At 54.7% G+C, this 16,409-nt stretch carries 12 protein-coding genes and 1 pseudogene; 5 read left to right on the forward strand and 8 right to left on the reverse strand.

What is annotated here, in order from left to right; translation table 11 throughout:
• Positions 1-408: pseudogene (locus BM069_RS19895) on the forward strand (hypothetical protein); the annotation flags it as partial.
• A 28-nt stretch (positions 409-436) separates the two neighbouring features.
• On the opposite strand, the gene BM069_RS19190 reads toward BM069_RS19895, so the two are convergent.
• From BM069_RS19190 to BM069_RS19200, 3 genes are read right to left on the reverse strand one after another with little or no spacing between them, the layout of a single operon-like run.
• A complete protein-coding gene (locus tag BM069_RS19190; protein ID WP_139216253.1) occupies positions 437-1,192 on the reverse strand; it encodes a hypothetical protein in 756 nt (251 codons plus the stop codon).
• The gene (gene gntH / locus BM069_RS19195; RefSeq protein ID WP_093326124.1) at positions 1,138-2,577 is read right to left on the reverse strand and encodes a guanitoxin biosynthesis MBL fold metallo-hydrolase GntH; all 1,440 of its coding nucleotides are present in this window, start codon (positions 2,575-2,577) and stop codon (positions 1,138-1,140) included. The genes BM069_RS19190 and gntH overlap by 55 nt, the downstream gene beginning before the upstream one ends.
• Positions 2,578-2,633: 56 nt before the next feature.
• Positions 2,634-3,281: a DUF3299 domain-containing protein gene (locus BM069_RS19200; protein ID WP_170846797.1), complete on the reverse strand. Its 648-nt coding sequence runs from the start codon at positions 3,279-3,281 to the stop codon at positions 2,634-2,636.
• Positions 3,282-3,722: 441 nt separating this feature from the next.
• Here BM069_RS19200 and BM069_RS19210 point away from each other — a divergent pair, with 441 nt between their 5' ends.
• The 3 genes from BM069_RS19210 (at position 3,723) to BM069_RS19220 (ending at position 7,111) form a co-directional block, all read left to right on the forward strand.
• Positions 3,723-5,000, forward strand: a complete 1,278-nt coding sequence (locus BM069_RS19210) for a tetratricopeptide repeat protein (RefSeq protein WP_139216254.1) — start codon at positions 3,723-3,725, stop codon at positions 4,998-5,000.
• Between the two features lie 608 nt (positions 5,001-5,608).
• Positions 5,609-6,091 (forward strand): mannitol dehydrogenase family protein, encoded by a 483-nt coding sequence (locus BM069_RS19215; RefSeq protein ID WP_093326130.1) that lies wholly within the window; start codon positions 5,609-5,611, stop codon positions 6,089-6,091.
• A gap of 72 nt (positions 6,092-6,163) precedes the next feature.
• A complete protein-coding gene (locus tag BM069_RS19220; protein WP_093326131.1) occupies positions 6,164-7,111 on the forward strand; it encodes a carbohydrate kinase family protein in 948 nt (315 codons plus the stop codon).
• A gap of 796 nt (positions 7,112-7,907) precedes the next feature.
• Here the strand turns inward: BM069_RS19220 and BM069_RS19225 are convergent.
• Genes BM069_RS19225 through BM069_RS19240 form a run of 4 tightly spaced genes read right to left on the reverse strand, consistent with a single transcriptional unit; the run spans position 7,908 to position 12,210 of the window.
• Positions 7,908-9,224: an alginate O-acetyltransferase AlgX-related protein gene (locus BM069_RS19225; RefSeq protein ID WP_093326133.1), complete on the reverse strand. Its 1,317-nt coding sequence runs from the start codon at positions 9,222-9,224 to the stop codon at positions 7,908-7,910.
• A complete protein-coding gene (locus BM069_RS19230; protein WP_093326135.1) occupies positions 9,221-10,234 on the reverse strand; it encodes an alginate O-acetyltransferase AlgX-related protein in 1,014 nt (337 codons plus the stop codon). Before BM069_RS19230 ends, BM069_RS19225 begins: the two co-directional genes overlap by 4 nt.
• Positions 10,235-10,245: 11 nt before the next feature.
• Positions 10,246-11,622: an MBOAT family O-acyltransferase gene (locus tag BM069_RS19235; protein ID WP_093326137.1), complete on the reverse strand. Its 1,377-nt coding sequence runs from the start codon at positions 11,620-11,622 to the stop codon at positions 10,246-10,248.
• Positions 11,623-11,625: 3 nt separating this feature from the next.
• Entirely contained in the window at positions 11,626-12,210 is a 585-nt protein-coding gene (locus BM069_RS19240) for an alginate O-acetyltransferase AlgF (protein ID WP_093326138.1), read from the reverse strand.
• Between the two features lie 569 nt (positions 12,211-12,779).
• Here BM069_RS19240 and BM069_RS19250 point away from each other — a divergent pair.
• On the forward strand, positions 12,780-13,838 hold the full coding sequence (locus BM069_RS19250; protein ID WP_093326141.1) for a tetratricopeptide repeat protein: 1,059 nt from the start codon (positions 12,780-12,782) through the stop codon (positions 13,836-13,838).
• Positions 13,839-13,882: 44 nt separating this feature from the next.
• Here BM069_RS19250 and BM069_RS19255 read toward each other — a convergent pair whose 3' ends face one another.
• The gene (locus BM069_RS19255; RefSeq protein WP_170846798.1) at positions 13,883-16,294 is read right to left on the reverse strand and encodes a hybrid sensor histidine kinase/response regulator; all 2,412 of its coding nucleotides are present in this window, start codon (positions 16,292-16,294) and stop codon (positions 13,883-13,885) included.
• Positions 16,295-16,409 lie beyond the last annotated feature (115 nt).

Consider the following 16,409-nt stretch of genomic DNA (forward strand, 5'->3'; position numbering starts at 1 on the left):
ATCGCTGTACTTCGACTTTTTCATCAGAATCTCCTCTTTCATCATTCGAGAAAATTCTACTTTCAGACACACCTAAATTTCGGGGGGATTACCGACAGCCTTGAGACGCACAAGCGCGAACTTGAAGCTGACTTGGCTAATGCGGAGCCCCCTGCCCCTGTCTTGCAGCACCCGAACCTGTCCGATGTGTATCGCGACAAAGTCGCTAACCTGACCGAGGCGTTGAACGATCCGGCGACCAAGGCGACGCCGATCATTCGCTCGTTGCTCGAGAGCATGCGCCTTTTGCCCAGGGGCTTCGGTGGTTTGGAGATTGAATTGGTTGGAGAATTGGCGGGTTTGTTGTCTTTGGGGATGTCTCAGGACGACAAGAGCCACCCTAGGCTCAGGACCCTTAAACGACATTGAACTTGATTGGTCGGTATGATTCACGCCCCTAGTCAAATGAAAGATTGGCCTGCCAAGTGAGATCACTCTGACCCGCGCCAATATCTCCGTAGTATGTTATCGCCCATCGATCAGTAATCTCGGTTGTACCGCGCAGTCCGACAATCACATCCCAATTCCGCAGGGTGTCATTGGCGCGCTGTGAACCACCACCGATGCCGACATTCGCGGTCGTGTCGAGTATTGTGTGTCTCAAGCCGACAAAACCGTTGAGGTTCAAGCGATTTGTGTGCGAGAAATCTCGGCCAGCTCCGACTGTAAGTGCCAAGCCTTTGACATTTGCATCTGCGGTGGCTGGAATGCCTGGACCGACAGCTGCGTTTCGGCCCTCGGAGAGGTTCAGATATAGAGCATCACCAAATATTGCGATGGGGCCATTCCGCGCTTCAAGCGAGCCCATCAAGGCAAAATCAAGTTTGTCGACAACATCGGAAAAGCTTAGGTCAAAATCTTGACCGGTGGCTGTTTCGCCGCTCATAGCCGGTCCCCACAGATACAAAAAACCCGTGTAGTCCCATTTTTGCGCCTCAGCGTGGGCAAAAGATGCGGTCAACAGCGTGGCGACGAATGATGCAATCAATGTGCGACACGAAACGGTAGTGGAGTGAGGAAACATCGGTTTACCGGTAATTTGCTGCTGGAATTCAAAAAGGCAGCCCGTATTTGGGGCTGCCTCCGTTGCTGGCGAGTTTAGAACTTGCCCATTTCTTTCAAGATTTCGCGGTTCTTTTCGCGATGACGCCAAGCCGCGCCCATGCTGTTCTTGAGAGCTTCAGGCATCATCTCCATTGGAACGACAAGATCACCTTCAACCGGCCAGAATGGCAGCAATTCAGGATGGTAACCTTCCGGGTAGTAGAGTTCAGGGTCGAGCTCGGTTTCCCGGACCTCAGCATTCTGGATGTCTTCACGCGCATGTGGCGGCGCAGGAACAACCAATTGCTCGTTGGTGAAGTCAAACTGTGGTGCCCGAACGTTGGGGAACTCAGGCAGGATGCCTTCGCGAACCCAGATTTGATCCTTGGTCACGTTCACGACAATCCCGTCAGGCGCACCAAAGTGGAACGGGCCTTTCCAGTGTTCGCGAATTTCAGCCACAGATTCTTCGAGCAGATATTTGTCATAGCTCATGTGAGTGGTCATGAAGAGACGGGGCTGGATCAGGTTCGCGATATAGCCCGCCGCGTAGGTTGGGGTGTGGTGCGTGTCGATGGTGTAGCGGGCAAGGAATGGTGGCACCCCTTGTACGCCAGAGTTGATTTCCACCACTTCCTGCTGCTGTTCGGTGATGTACACGTCACAGCCTTTGGCGTATTCCACATCCAGCAGGTTCGGGCGTCCGTCGCCAGTCCAGACGAAACAAAGGTCATTCCAATCAAGGCGGTAGGCGGTGGCGCCGTCTTTGGCGTGGCTGCGCTGCCAGTGGCGTACGGTGACGCCGTTTTTCTCATAGATGACGCCACCATTGTCCGCGAAATCGAACTCATTGACCTCGATGTCCCAACCTGTGCCCGTCGGGAAAACGCTAAAGGCGTCGCGGTGCCAGGCGGTCATCATTTTCATGCCTTCGACCATGGCCGCGGTGCCGTATTCTGGTGTGCGACCGGATGGTCCGTGAATGCGCAGGGGCTCGTGCCAGCCACCGTTCCAGGTACGGAACATCCACAGATAAGGCAAAGCGCCAAAGTGGTCGACGTGCAGGTGAGTAATGAACACATCTGTAAGTTCATTGAGGGCAATTCGTGCGGCCTGATAGTTGGCAACAGAGCCTTCGCCGATGTCGAAGATGAAGTTGTCCCCATTGCCGAGTTCAACAAACACCGAAGTGTTCATTTGTCCTGGGCGCAGCAGAGGTGCGGTGCCCATAAACGTGATGCGCATCTCTTCTGGCTGCACTTCTTCGGTACCTGGGAACCAGTTGGCGGCACTCTGAAGCCAAGGTTGAGGCGAAATGCCCTCAAACATTAGGCCTTCTTTCCAACGACCGTTTGGAACGCCACCCAGCAACGCATTCTGAATGTCTTCCGCGGAAGACGGCTCAGCAGGTGCAGGGATCTGTTGTGCGTAAGCTCCACTGGCTAGCGACAATGACGTGAGGGCCGCGACCCCCAATGCTCTGATTTTTCTCATTTTATCCTCCTGAATGGATTTCGGTGAAATTGGGTAGGGGAGAGTGGGCGCAGCGCCTACTTGTATTGCTCGACCTCAAAAGCGGTCATCACATAGCTGGACTGCACGTTTCGTTGGCCGTCAGAGTAGGCGACCATCTCGATCTGGGTTTCGGCCTGTAGTTCGCCGATGATCCAGACAGGATCGTACATACCCCTCAGCGGGTAGCCTTTCGGGTAGCTGACATGGATGAGTTGGTTGGCCGCTGGCGGTGGCGTATGCACGCAGGCCCCGACCGTGGGGACCAGCAAGAACTCGACCGCCATTGCACCCTCCATTTCCAGCGGCAGGATGTAGCCCGGCACGCGTACGGACTGGGCCAAGACCTCCGGGTTTGGCGCATTAAACTGTCGGGTGTGTTCCGCCATCAAACGCTCACGCTGAGCAAAATACCAATCGGGGTCGAGACCGTCGGCATCCAAATTTTCGCGGATGGTCAACGCTTGAGATTTTTCGAAATCGCTGGCCGTTGCCGCATCCTTCACCTCAATGCGATAAAGTTTGGCAAGATCGTTCTTTTGCCGGAAATCCAATGCCTCGAATGGATTGTCTCCGACCGTGACCGTGGGTACGAGATCATCCCAACGTAGGTTGCGCGGCTCGGCAGCAAAGCCGGATGTAACTGTCAGCGATGCCAGCAACCCTGCGAGGATCAGCTGCTTCACGGGTGTCGCCAAGTGATGGGTATTCAAAAATGTATGCACACAAAAAGTCATCATGGGTTTTGACCATCAATTGAATATAATTGGACCAAGCGTTTCATCTCATTGGCAACCTCACGGCGGATGCGAGTCCACTCCGCGCGCTCGACTTCACAAATGTCACGCGAAGCTTCTTTTCGGCATGCAGTCTCGTAGTCCGCAAGGGCACCTTTGAGTGCCTCATCATGGCGCGACGCCTGCCGGATAACGGCGGCGAAGTGTGGGAAATCCTTTTCCAAGGGTGATGTTGACATAGGACTGCTAACCACTACGATTTGAACTCTCTTAGCGTGAGTTGTTTCAAAATTTTTTGAAAGTGAGTCACGGTGAGTTGGGGGTGAGTTGTCTGTGAGTCCGAGCAAGAAAACAGAACTGTTTCAGTCTCTTGACGAGAAATCACGCGAAATGGTCGAAGTCGCGCTTAAGTGTATCAACGAAAGCGACGGCTTCGTTGAATCCCTTCGTTTGCAAGAATTTTTATCCTACGTCGTTCGGGAAACTCTGGCTGGGCGAGGTGCCGCGATCCGTGGAAAGTCTGTGGCCGTGGATGTGTATGGACGGAGTCTGGTCGGGGACGCCGGGCAAAACCTTGTCAGAGTTGAAGCGCGCCGCCTGCGCAGATTGTTAACGGCGTACTACGAGGCGGAAGGAAAAAATGACCCAGTACAGATTCGGATGGATGCCGGCGGATACCGGCCACGTTTTGTATTCCTTGATACGTCATCTCGGGCAGACCTAGACGAAAGTGCCGCGCAGCCCATCAAGCGACGCATGCTGCCTTGGGCGGCAGGAGGGGCGGCCGCTGTGATTTGTTTTGGGCTGGCGGTGGCACAATTTTCGGAGCCTCCAGCCAAAGCGTCTCCTTCTTTGGCCGAAATCAAAGATCCGGTACGAGCGGCGTTGCGGCAACACTCCATGTTGTCTCTTCAGGCCATGAACATCACGGAGCAAGCGCAGGGCATGCTGTTCCCTGTTTTTGATCTAAAGCGCCAGGAGCTCGCGCTTGGCATGTTCCGGCACGCCATCGAGCTCGATGCTTCTCTTCCGGGAGGTCACGCCGGAGCGGCGCAAACCTTGACCGTTTTGGGCCTGCTGAGCCCCGATCAAACAGTCGGGGCCACTTATTTGGAAAATGCTTTGAACAGCGCTGTGTACGCGTTGCAATTGGCGCCGGCAGATGCATGGTCCAATGGCGCTTATGCGTTTGTCTTGGCGGCGACCGGTGACCGCGAGCCAGCGATTCAATACGCAACAACTGCTATGCAGCTGTCGCCGAAGGATGGTCATGTTCTGGATTTGGTAGGCATGACGGCTATTGTTGCAGATGATCCGGAGCTTGCAGCTTTGGCAAGTGATCCATCAGTGCCCCGAGAAGGCGCCGGTAGGTTTGGATCCCGCAATATTTGGGGCGTGTCACAGTTGATGTTGGGAAACTATGCAGAAGCCATCGCCGCCTTTGAAGGCGCGGCGCCGGTTGGCGCGCCGATAAGCCCGCCTTCATTGCTGTTTCAAGCTGTCGCGTTTGATCAACTGGCACACTCAGAAAAGTCGACTGCATTGCTTGCTGAGTTGAACGCGACGTGGCCGGACTTTCCGACGGCCTACATTGTGAACGCATTGTTCGCCGATGGCTCAAAAACAGAGCAAATGATTTTGAAGACATTGGACGGAAACAACGACTGAGTTTGGCAATGCAGCTGGTGGCCATGCGACGGGTCTGATGAAGGAGCTATGCAGTCGAACAGGCCCAAAGGCAGGCATGACCGATTTGGCAGGAAAAATGCCAGCTATCGGCCGACGGTGTGACTATTCAAAACACGCAAACTTTGCCGTGCTGCCATTGGAGGTTGGCGCAGCTTTCAAGCAGGGGGGTTCACGTTTGATTGGCTGCTTTCCTCAGTTTGAGGCAACAACTATGCACGTGCCACGAAGGTCCGCAAACCGCCCACTTGAGCTCAGTTCCTGTAGCCCGGCAATCCATCTCTTCTAGGTCAGCTTGCGGCGCCTCGGGGCAGGCATGCGTTGGGAAAGGCGCGAAGCGTGTATTACAACCCCCTAGCCTGCGTTGCCTTTTATGACCTGTAAGCGACGGGCAATCTCGCGTATCGGCATTTTGTCACGCAATGCCCAACGTCTGATGACACTCAAAAATCCCATGTCGATCACTCCAAATCCCCCCAACCAAAAACGTCGGGGTAGTGTGTTCACATGGGTCAATTCTCAGTGACAATTTAAAGGCATACCGGGTCAGTTCTCAGTGACAATCAACACTCAAAGGCCTTTTCCGGTCAATTGCCCTCAATGAGATATCGCCGCATATCAATCCGGTTCCGAATTGCAGCCCTTCGCAATATGTCGATTTGGTGGATGCACGCTTCTCCAACCCCGCGATCGTCGACACTGTGCGGCGCGTGGCTTTTGATGGCTCAAACCGCCATACCGGCGCGCTTTTGCCTTTGATCCGTCAGGCGCTCGCCGTCGGGGCGCCGATTGAAGGTCTTGCACTTTCTCAGGCACTCTGGGCACGCATGTGCACAGGCCGTCGGGAAGATGGCAGCACCATTGCCGCCAATGATCCAGCATGGGAGCAATTGAGTGCTGCTGCGAAACAGGCCGAGCATCACCCGCAGGCATGGCTGGAGCAGCGGCAGTACTACGGTGCCATTGCCAACCACCCGGGTTTCTGTGCCACCTTTACAGACTGGTTAACGCGCCTGCATTGTGATGGGGTGGAAGCAACCATATCCACGTATCTGCAAGGTAAGTCGCAGTGACATCAAACCGATGACGCGGTGTCTAAATCGAGTACATCGAGACCTACTCACGGCCCAAAAGGACGCTTCTGAATGATCTTATGTTGCGGCGAAGCTTTGATTGACTTGATCCCGTCGCCAACGGTGTCGGGCGAAGCCGGCTTTGTGCCTCATTCAGGTGGTGCAGTGTTCAACACAGCCATCTCTTTGGGGCGTCTTGGCGCGGGCGCGGGCCTGTTGAGCGGCCTGTCCTCCGATTTGTTTGGGCAACAGCTTTTGCGCGACTTGCAGGCCAGCCACGTGGACACCTCGCACCTTGTGATAAGCCATCGCCCAACCACGCTTGCTTTCGTGCATCTGTCTGACGGGCAAGCCACCTACTCGTTCTTTGACGAGAACTCCGCGGGCCGGATGCTGCAGGTCACGGACTTTCCGGAGATCAGCCCTGAGGTCTCAGTTCTGTACTTCGGCGGCATCAGCCTCGCCTGCGAGCCGGGGGCAGATGCTTATGCTGCGCTGGCCAAGCAAGGCAAAGACGACAAGGTGATCGTCTTGGATCCCAACATTCGAACTGGTTTCATTGGCGACGAAGCACGTTTCCGCGCCCGATTGAACCTGATGTTGTCCTGCGCGGATATCGTAAAAGTTTCGGACGAGGATTTGCACTGGATGTTTCCTGGCGACGATCCTGTAGACCAGAAAATATCACGCATTCTTTCCGAAGGCGCAAAGCTGGCCATCCTCACAGAAGGTGGCGATGGCGCAAGCGCATGGACCGCAACGGGCCAAACCGCGCAGGTTCCCGTCACACCGGTTCAAGTCGTCGACACAGTTGGGGCGGGTGACACATTCAACGCAGGTGTTCTTGCCTGTTTGGACAAGCGATCGCTGTTGAAGAAATCAACCCTTGGCACACTGTCACATGCGGATTTGAAAGCTACCTTGTCCTTTGGGACAAAGGTCGCCGGTGTGACCGTGTCCCGTGCAGGCGCCAATTCTCCTTGGCACCATGAGTTGGAAGAGGCTTTGCATGCCCAATGACGTGAAGTGGTCAGGACAGGGACGCTAAACCCAAAGCCGATTATGTGTCGTGACGTGACTTGAGCCGACGTGTACCGGAACAAGATCGCCAACCTGACGGGTGCGCTGAACGATCAGTCGACCAAAGCCGAGACTACGACAATCATCCGGTCTCTGCTTGATAGTATTCGCGTTGTGCCCAACGGCGCAGGCGCTTTGGAGATTGAATTGGTTGGAGAATTGGATGGCTTGCTGAGTTTGGGGATGTCCCGGAACGAACAAAGCCACCCGAAGGTGGCTTGTTGTTCGACAGTAATGGTTGCGGGAGCTCGCAACCGCCGATGTCGAACGACGTTAGGTTGCCAAATATGACAACCCTCCAACGCAGTTCCCAACTTCAACGTCCCGCCAAAGCGGCCGTTCGTGCAAGATCTTCCGAATGGCAAACCTAGTGTGTGGATTCTAATGGTGAGTGCAACACTTTAGTCTGTTTTGAAGGGTGACGCAGCGGATCCTCATTCAAGCCATCCTTCCACCCCGCCGTGGCACCAGCATAGTGGCTCAATTTTCCCAGATTAAGACTGGATTACCGAAACATAAATGAAGAATCCCAGCCTAGGTCGGTCCAGCTTTCGGGCATTAGATCAAAAATGGGGTTGGCATTCTTAAGGCTGGATTCCCTCTACATGCGGCATAAATCTTGCCCTCGATAGAAGCGCAGGTCCCGACTCGAAGTACCCACAAACCATGCGGGAGCAGCCGATCCTTCGGGGGTACTGAAACACTCCAAATTCGCGTTGGATATCTCGATCGCCAACTAATTCGCGCTCTCAAACACAGCGACATAGTCGATACTGGCGTCCTTCAACGGTGTTATTGAAATCTCGATGGGTTTTCTGTTCCCGATAAAGGAAAGGTCACTAAAGAGGCTAGGAGACCGCATTTGGACAGGCACCGAGGCACGACGTCCAAGGTAGATTTTTGATTTCGAACCATTGTCAAAGCGCACCTCCAAACTGAAACTTTGCTTTGCCAGTTCCGCCGGTACAATTTCGATCCCAGCAATTGACGCGCCATCGTCAAGTTGAACCAAAGATGTTGCGGAGCTGTTCTCCAAAACGGTCGCCTTTGACACATTGGAACCGCTTCTCAGCATACCAAGCAATTGCCGCAAGAATGACGAGGAATTGAAACTCTCGGTGTAGGGCAATTCCCAAATGACCAACTTATGTTCTTGTCGCTCAAGTGCGCCTGACGCCACATAGGCTTCAATCGCGCCGATCGGTCCCCCACCGGACACAGAGAAATTTTCCACATCTTCATCAAATGCGCGGGATAACGCGTCGGCGAAACGGTAGTAGTCCCGCTTGTATCGGTTGGAAAAACTACTGCCCAGCAAGGCGATGGAAGGTTCTCTATCTACCGTATCTAGAAGACTGCCATTGCGGGTCAGGTTAAACGAATCTGCCGTTTCAGCAGGCAGCGAAGTCCCGCAAGTGGTGCGCACAATATCAGCAAGAGAACCCCTCTCATCTATGGTGTCGTTGACTGTCAGGTCATCCATGCCAAACTGGCCGTCATTGGCGAACAGGTCAGGTGCTTCCCCGTTGACCGCCTTGGCCAAAGCAATCGCGCTGACTGCGGACCCTGTGGTGGTCCAATGCGTGTCCCGCCGAAAGTAAAAATCCTCTCTGATAGTAGCGTCGGCCAAGGCGACATCGGACAGGTTGGGAACAATTGCTCCCGACATAGACAGGCCTTTGATCAAGGCATCAAAGGACGCTTGCGCGGCGGTAACATCATAGGTGTTCGCCCCCATCGCGGCGTTAAGTTGCTGCTGTCCAGCAACCACAGGACGCGGCGGCGCGATGACAATTGCCAAAGGAACGCCGCGCATTTTGAATTCATCGACAATAGCCTGAACGAGTTTCTTTGACGTGGGTTTCATGTCGTAGCGGTCTATCAGCTGATCCTGCGTAAAAATCCATCTGCTGCTATCATCGCTGTAGACCGGTGCAACCTTGGCGTATTTCTTTGGCAGCGCGTCGCCATCCAAGAGCATTTCGCAATAGGGAGCGGCCTGTGCGGCAGACCCCAATAGAAGGGCGGCAATCAAGGGGGCATAGTGTTTCATTTTTGAGTGCTCCGGCTGGTCAAAAAGCGTTCAGGTATCTCCCAGATCACAAGCAATGGGAGGGTTGAGAAACTGGAGCGATCCTTCAGAAACGCGTCCATAGGAACGAAGGGGCCTTGCCCTACGTGGCTGAGATTGAGGACGTCCGCTTGCAGCGCCTGCTTGAGGAACCCTTCAAAGTGGAATTCCTCTTTGGCGGAGAAGCTGGTGCCGACCAATGCAACGGGAACGGCGACGTCTCCAAACAAGCCCCCCTTGGTGGCAACGGTGGTTTCAAAGTTCTCGATGGTCTCACGCGCGGGGCCCACGCGACTGCGAAATGGTCCTGTAGCAACAAATGACATTAGATCGCCGTCAAATTCTGTGACGCCCGTCGCGAGGGTGGTGACTTTGGCCCGCGGAATTTCAAGCTCTTGCACGGCCTCGGCAATCGCATTGGCGGCACGTCGCGCGCCCTCTGGGCTCCAATGGGTGTCTGTACGCATGAACGCAGCATCAATTTGCAGCGTCTTTCGTAGGTCAATCCCGACCAGCCCAGCATTCTGGATGGCGGCAAGTGTATGCGCATAACGCTGGGTGAAACTCTCTGAGCGCCCGCGCTGGAGACGTTGCGCCTGCATCCGAGCTTTGTCCGGAACGATGAGAGGAACAAGTGTGATCCCGTCTTTGGAAAGTGCTCTGGAGACACGAGCGAGTTCTGACGAAAAATCGCGAGGATCGCTTGGTTCAGTGAATTCTTCCGCCGTAAACAACCAGCCATCTTTACCAGCGACGGCGCCATCGGCGGGCTCTTGAAAGAGGATCCATTTGACCGCAGCCCAAATCGCAACGGCGCCTTCGTTTGCCGGAATGGAAGCCTCAAACCGGCCCTCAAATCCACGCTGATAGGCGCCGTTGGTCCAGCCTTTGAGTGGGTCCCCCGCGTCGGTGCGCACGAATGCGGTTGCCGAAAGTCCGGCCATCAACGTCGCGATAGCAAAGGTGCTTAGGGTGTCAAAAGTAACGCGCATCTGTCTGCTTCCTAGAACTGGAAATAAAGGAACGGGCTGTTGGTCCTTACTTGAAGGGCAACGAAACACAGGATGGAGAGGGTGGCGGATTGCAGGGCTGGTGAGAGCGAGATCTGGGGCAGCGACAGGCGAGGAGAGATTGATACTCCGATCCCAAACAGCAGGAAGCACACCTCGGTGGTGGCCGTGAGGGTGATGAGTTCCGGACGCATTGCAAAGCCGTGAAGACCGGCCATTCCAGCATACATCGTGGCCGCCCCCGACAAGTTTTCCGCGCGGAACACCACCCAGCCCAAGATCACAAACAACATCGTCAACGGCCAAGCTATCGCCTTGGGCCAAACGGTCTCGCGATGCTTGGCCCCCATCGCACGCTCAATGGCCATTATGCCGCCGTGCCAGATGCCCCAGACGACAAACGTCCAGTTTGCACCGTGCCAAATCCCCCCCCAAACCATTGTCAAAAGCAGGTTTCGATAGGTTTTCACCTTACCGCGTTGATTGCCGCCAAGCGGCACATAGAGATAATCGCGCAGCCAGCTTGATAGGCTCATGTGCCAGCGACGCCAAAATTCCGTGATCGACTGACTGATGTAGGGAACATTGAAATTCTCGGGGAAGTGAAACCCGATCATCATCCCGAGACCGATCGCCATTGCCGAATAACCCGCAAAATCAAAGAGCAATTGGATCGAATAGGCGACAGCACCCGTCCATGCCTCGACCATTGTCGGTTCGCCCAAGGCGAAGATCCTATCAGCCAATGGCGCGACGCTGTCCGCGATAAGTAGTTTCATCGCGAGGCCCAGCAGGAACCGGCGCAGGCCGTAGGAGAAAAGTACTAGCGAATGGGTGCGGTGCCCAAATTGATGGGCAAGGTCCTTGTATCGCAGAACCGGGCCGGCAATCAGCTGTGGAAACAGCGACGAAAAGGCGAGGAAATCGGAAAGCTTCTTGGCCGGCGGAGCGTCGCCACGCGATACGTCGATAATGTAGCTGATGGATTGAAACGTCAGAAACGACAAACCGATTGGCAGAAGGATCTCAGGCACAACAAGCCTCTCACCTCCCATCATGGTGTTGAGATTTCCAAGCAGGAACGTGGTGTATTTGAACCAGCAAAGGACGCAAAGATTGAACGCCACCCCAATACGGACAGCCAATTTTTTGGTCTCCGACCGGGACGTCCTGTTGGCGACATAGCCCGCAAAATAGCTGCCGCCGGCAATGGCATAGAGCACGATAAGCGCATCCGCCCGCCACCAAGCATAAAACAGCGTTGAGGCCAGCAGGATGAACCAATTGCGCGCGCCGTTCGGCAGCGCGTAGTAGGCGGCCAGGAAGCAGGGCAAGAAGCCGAATACAAAGATGGGCGTTGAGAAGACCATTGTTCAGCCCTCGATATTTGTGCCGAAACGGTTCTCGATGAGATGCGCCCCTTCGGGTCGCGCCACAAAGGTTAGGTTCTGTCCTCGCCGCAACTGAACGTCAAAAGTACCCAACACGCTATTTTCAGCCGACAGAACCAATAGCCTTGCAGCGACAGGATTGACTGAACGGCCCTCTGCAGTGTTGATGGCGGTACTTCCGATAACATCCACGTCGTGCTCCGCAAGCGACAATCGGACGGGCTGGTTAGACAGGTTCAGCAGCGTCAGAAGCACTTGTGCTTTGTTGTCCCGTGCGGGTTCCTGAATAATCACAACATGCCCAGTCGCGTCTATTGCCGCCGAGTAAAAGGCTCCCTCGAGCGCACCGCTGGTTAACGCGGCAGAGACCGGCCGAAAGGCGTCATCCGTTTCCCCAAGCGACGAGACACCTAAAACCGCTGGCGCAGTTCCGCCATCGAGCCATCGAATAAACACTGCGTCATCCGGTGGAGGGGCATCATAGAGCGTGTTGTCGGCAGTCCATGCGGCGTTCGCGCCAAACAGAAGTGCCAGCACAGACAAAGGGGCGAGCTTGAAACGGTTCATAGGGTATCTCCTTCCCTTGCAAGAGATAGAGAAAGGCGGTGATCGCGAGGGAAGTCGAAAGGATAACTGGATGTCGCGAAAGGTTATCTCGCTGACCCTTGGGCAGGAAAGGATGAGGAAAAGCGCAATGATTTGGGCGCGCAGGACGTGCGACGTCCCAAAGACGGCCAACTATGTGAGCGGGTGCTTCCGAGGTGACGGCGAGTTCGTGCCCGGTTTTGGAGCGCATTAGATTCTGCGCGTCAAGCGGCTCCTCTTGGCGTCGGAACCCATAGCGATGGCGTCTCAATCGCCGTTTCCATGAAAAAAGGGGGCGACAGGTTGTGGACATTTGAGGTCCGTCTGTGCGTTCGCACGAAATTCTCTCATCGGCGAGGTCGTATTGGCACATGTCCCATCCGCATTTTTCCTGACCGCAGTATGGCGTTGGAAATCTGAAATGACCGGATCGGGTGAAAATGTATGAAAGACTTTGTCCGACCGCCTTTTGACACTTTGTCTATCCTTTTGCGCGCCCACTGGCGCAACCGATCCACTCCATATTGGATGCAGATCAGGAGAAGGTATTCATGTTTCGTATCCCCAGCACTTTTACCGTCAGTTCGGTTGCGGCTCTGTTTTTGGCGCTCACACCAGCACAGGCAAAAGAGACGCCAAGAGATCGATACAACGCAGCAATGGATTCAGTCGAATCTGATCCGCAAATGGCGACGACGTCACTGGAGCAGCTTTGTGATGAAGGTTTTTCGCGCGCGTGCGACCGGCTCGGCTATTTTAGTTTCAAAGGCATCGGCATACCGCAAGACGCCGACCAAGCCATCGCCTACTATCAACAAGCAGTAGAGCAAGGCAGCAGCAAGTCACTATTATCATTGGGAAAAATTCACCTAACCCAGAAATCTTACGAGGCGGCGTCTGAAAGTCTTTTGGCGGCTGTTGCGCAGGGAGACCAACGAGCAGAGGCTGTCCTGGCATGGGCCCATGCGACGGGACGACTGGGACCTATTGGCGACCCAGACCAAGGGCTTTCGGTGTTGATCACCTTGGCCGCCAACGGGGATCGAGACGGTCAGATTTCGTTGCTTGATGCATTAACACGCACCCCCTCACATGATGTGGACGTCTCCAAGACGCTCACAGAGTTGCATAGTCGCCACACGCAGGGGGATGCCAAAGCTGCGGAAGCCCTGTTGAGATATTACCGGATCGTCGGCCACCCACGCGGGACAATCGAGACACGGGCAACGCTTTTGGAGACCGATGGCCTGCGCGACAAGATACGTGTTGAAGAAGGCTTGTTTCTAGCGCGCGACCTAGACCCCGAACAGTTTTGGAGCACGTCAGAGGAGATTGTGCGCTCGGCACCCAATGATGTGTTTGCACGTGGCCTGTCGGTGACCGCGAAGATAAACAAAAACGCCTATGTCCGGATCGTCCAAATGGAGCTTCGGGATTTGGGATATCGCGTAGGACGCGCCAGCCCCTATTTGAATCGCCCGCTGATCCGCTCGATCAATGCGTTTTGCCGTGAAACAGGGCAGCAAAGCGCCTGTGTTTTGGGCCCTTTGAAGTCAACGACAATCAAAGCGGTTGCCTCAGAGATTGCGCAGTTGCGCGCGGAACCATGAACCTAGGCTGACGAACATCACCGAACTTAGCGTCACTTTGAGTTTCACCGTTGATCTGCGGCGTCGGGATGCAAGGCCTCGGCTTCGTTGCGAAGTCGGGAAAGGAGGTCGCCCCATTGGCCCTCTGGTGCATTCTGGATTTCTTGCAGGATGCTCCAGAGAGATTGCCAGCCCAGCACCGCAGCAGATCCAGACAGACGATGCGCTTCTTGACGGTCTTTTTCCGAGATCAAGTCAGAAGTACCTTTGCCGTCAAGGAATTGCGACAACTCTCCCTGCGTTTCTAGCTGCGCCTCAGTGTAGCGCTCTTGGCCAAATCGCTTCAAAAACTCGGGTTCTTGCTCAGACATGTCAAGGTCGTGAGAGCCGACCTTTTCCTCGCCGGAGAAAACTTCGACAAGAGTGCTGTGAATGGCAGATCGTCGCACGGGCTTCAGGACCAGTCGCTGGAAATCCTGCGCCAGAATGGCCTCATGGTCGGAGACTGAGGCATGCGCAGTGACCGCAACCGCAGGTGTGGCGGCATTTCGCGCGGCTCCGTCCCTGATACGTTTCAGCGTTTCGATCCCATCGATGCCCGGCATGCTGATATCCAAAAGCAGAACGTCAAAATCCGTGTCATCACACATATCGATCGCGTCATATCCGTTGCTGGCCTGATGAGAGCGGCCACCAAGCTCTCGTATGATGTCTACAAGGATTTCGCGATTGATATCGTTGTCATCCACAATCAAGGCGTGGAACCCCTTTGGAAGGTCTGGCAAAGTCTGCGTGCCGGCTGTGCCTCGAATGCCATCGCCAACGTCTACCTTGGGCAACGGCAACCGGAACGTGAACAGGCTCCCTTCTCCTAGAAGGCTGTCGGCCTCCAGCGTACCGCCGTTGCGCTCGATCAGCCGTTTGGTGATTGCAAGCCCCAGACCCGTGCCCGAGTTTTCGCGATCGAATGCAGTATCGATTGTGACGAACTCTTCAAAGATCCTGCTAAGATTTTCCGGCGCGATTCCGACACCGGTGTCGGCTACACGAAATTCAACAACATCCGAACTGGACAACCGTTCCACCTCAATGGCAACGCTGCCATCGCGGGTAAATTTGAGCGCATTGCCTACCAAATTGACCAGGCAACGTTGCAAGGCACCACGGTCGCCGCGAACGGCTTCAAGATCTTGTGTGGTGAAATCAACCGACAGGTCATTTCCAGCCTGATCCGCGTTGCTGCGCAGACTTGCGTTCACATCCTGCACCAGGTCGCGCAAGTTGAACGGAGCCTGTTTGGGCGGCTCGTTCTCTGTGCCCAAAGAAGAAAGATCAAGCACGTCATTCACATGTGACAACAACAGCTCGCCGGAAATCCCGATCGAGGCCAAATGCCGTTTTTGTGTGTCGCTTAAGTTCGATTGATCCAGAAGATCGAGCGAGCCCAAAATTCCGTTGAGCGGTGTGCGCATTTCATGGCTCATCACCGTTAGCAGGTTTGATTTCGCCTGCTCGCCGACTTGCGCTTTTTCCAATGCGTTTTTGAGGTCTTCTTCAGCCTTCAACTCGCTGGTGATATCGCGCAAAAACGACACGAACACCGTCTCGCCACTGGCCTCGGACAAAGAAATTGAAAGTTCGACTGGAAACACCTCGCCGGAGGCTCGCATCCCTTGCAAGCGGACGCGCCCAGCGCCGATTACTTTCTTATTTCCGGTTTCCACGAAACGCTTCAATCCCGCGCGATGCGCCGCACGCAGTTCTTCGGGAACGATCAGATCGGACATGTCTTTCCCAAGCACATCCATGCGGGAATACCCGAAAACCGTTTCTGCCGCGCCATTGAATTCAACAATTTGACCGCGCTTGTCCACAACCAAAACGGCATCCAGAGAGGAAGAAACCGCTGCCTCAAAGCGCGATCTGGCCCGATCGCTGAGTTGTGCCGCGCGCTGTCCTTGTCGATAAAGTTGGATCAAACTTGCCAGCGCCAGAAACAAGACCGCAATCAGGGTCGTCAGGCCGAATGCCAACCGCTGGAGTGTCACCGACAATCTTTGTCGATCCGCCGAAACCTGAGTTGTAAAATGATCCACGCCAGACAGCGCCAAGGCCCTCACTTTGGGGCGTAGCACTTCGATTTGCGAAAGCATGAAGGGCAGTCTTGATCTTAAGTTCTCGTCGGGCCCGTCGACAAATGGAATGCTTTGTTCCAGAAATTCGACCGTCTCAGCCATGTATGCCGCAACTTCTTCGTTTCGCGCCATGGGACCAAAAAAGGCGCTTTGCCGCACGGTCGTATTCCGACTGAAAAATATGTCGAAGCGTTTTCGGACTTGCTGCAAGTCGGCGAGTTCGCCCGTTTGCGCCGACAGAGCTGCGTTTTGCAACATCAACAACTCCACTTCGAGTTGCGACATCGTCCAGCTAACATCGTCGTTTTGTGCCTTGGACAAAACTCTCAAATCGGCAAACACGGTTCGCCCCAAAACACCCACCAAAAGCAAGCTTGCGAGGAGCAAGCTTGCAAAGAGTAGAAATGGCCATCGGCCTTTCATGAGCATGGTTCTGAAACGGGAGATGCGGACCTCA

Origin of the sequence: Shimia haliotis (assembly GCF_900114415.1) — a bacterium.
Classification (GTDB): domain Bacteria; phylum Pseudomonadota; class Alphaproteobacteria; order Rhodobacterales; family Rhodobacteraceae; genus Shimia; species Shimia haliotis.

Coding starts and splice junctions, on each gene's coding strand:
- BM069_RS19230 (WP_093326135.1), bottom strand. CDS start 10,234: ATGCGCGTTACTTTTGACACCCTAAGCACCTTTGCTATCGCGACGTTG.
- BM069_RS19250 (WP_093326141.1), top strand. CDS start 12,780: ATGTTTCGTATCCCCAGCACTTTTACCGTCAGTTCGGTTGCGGCTCTG.
- BM069_RS19240 (WP_093326138.1), bottom strand. CDS start 12,210: ATGAACCGTTTCAAGCTCGCCCCTTTGTCTGTGCTGGCACTTCTGTTT.
- gntH (WP_093326124.1), bottom strand. CDS start 2,577: ATGAGAAAAATCAGAGCATTGGGGGTCGCGGCCCTCACGTCATTGTCG.
- BM069_RS19220 (WP_093326131.1), top strand. CDS start 6,164: ATGATCTTATGTTGCGGCGAAGCTTTGATTGACTTGATCCCGTCGCCA.
- BM069_RS19225 (WP_093326133.1), bottom strand. CDS start 9,224: ATGAAACACTATGCCCCCTTGATTGCCGCCCTTCTATTGGGGTCTGCC.
- BM069_RS19210 (WP_139216254.1), top strand. CDS start 3,723: ATGGTCGAAGTCGCGCTTAAGTGTATCAACGAAAGCGACGGCTTCGTT.
- BM069_RS19235 (WP_093326137.1), bottom strand. CDS start 11,622: ATGGTCTTCTCAACGCCCATCTTTGTATTCGGCTTCTTGCCCTGCTTC.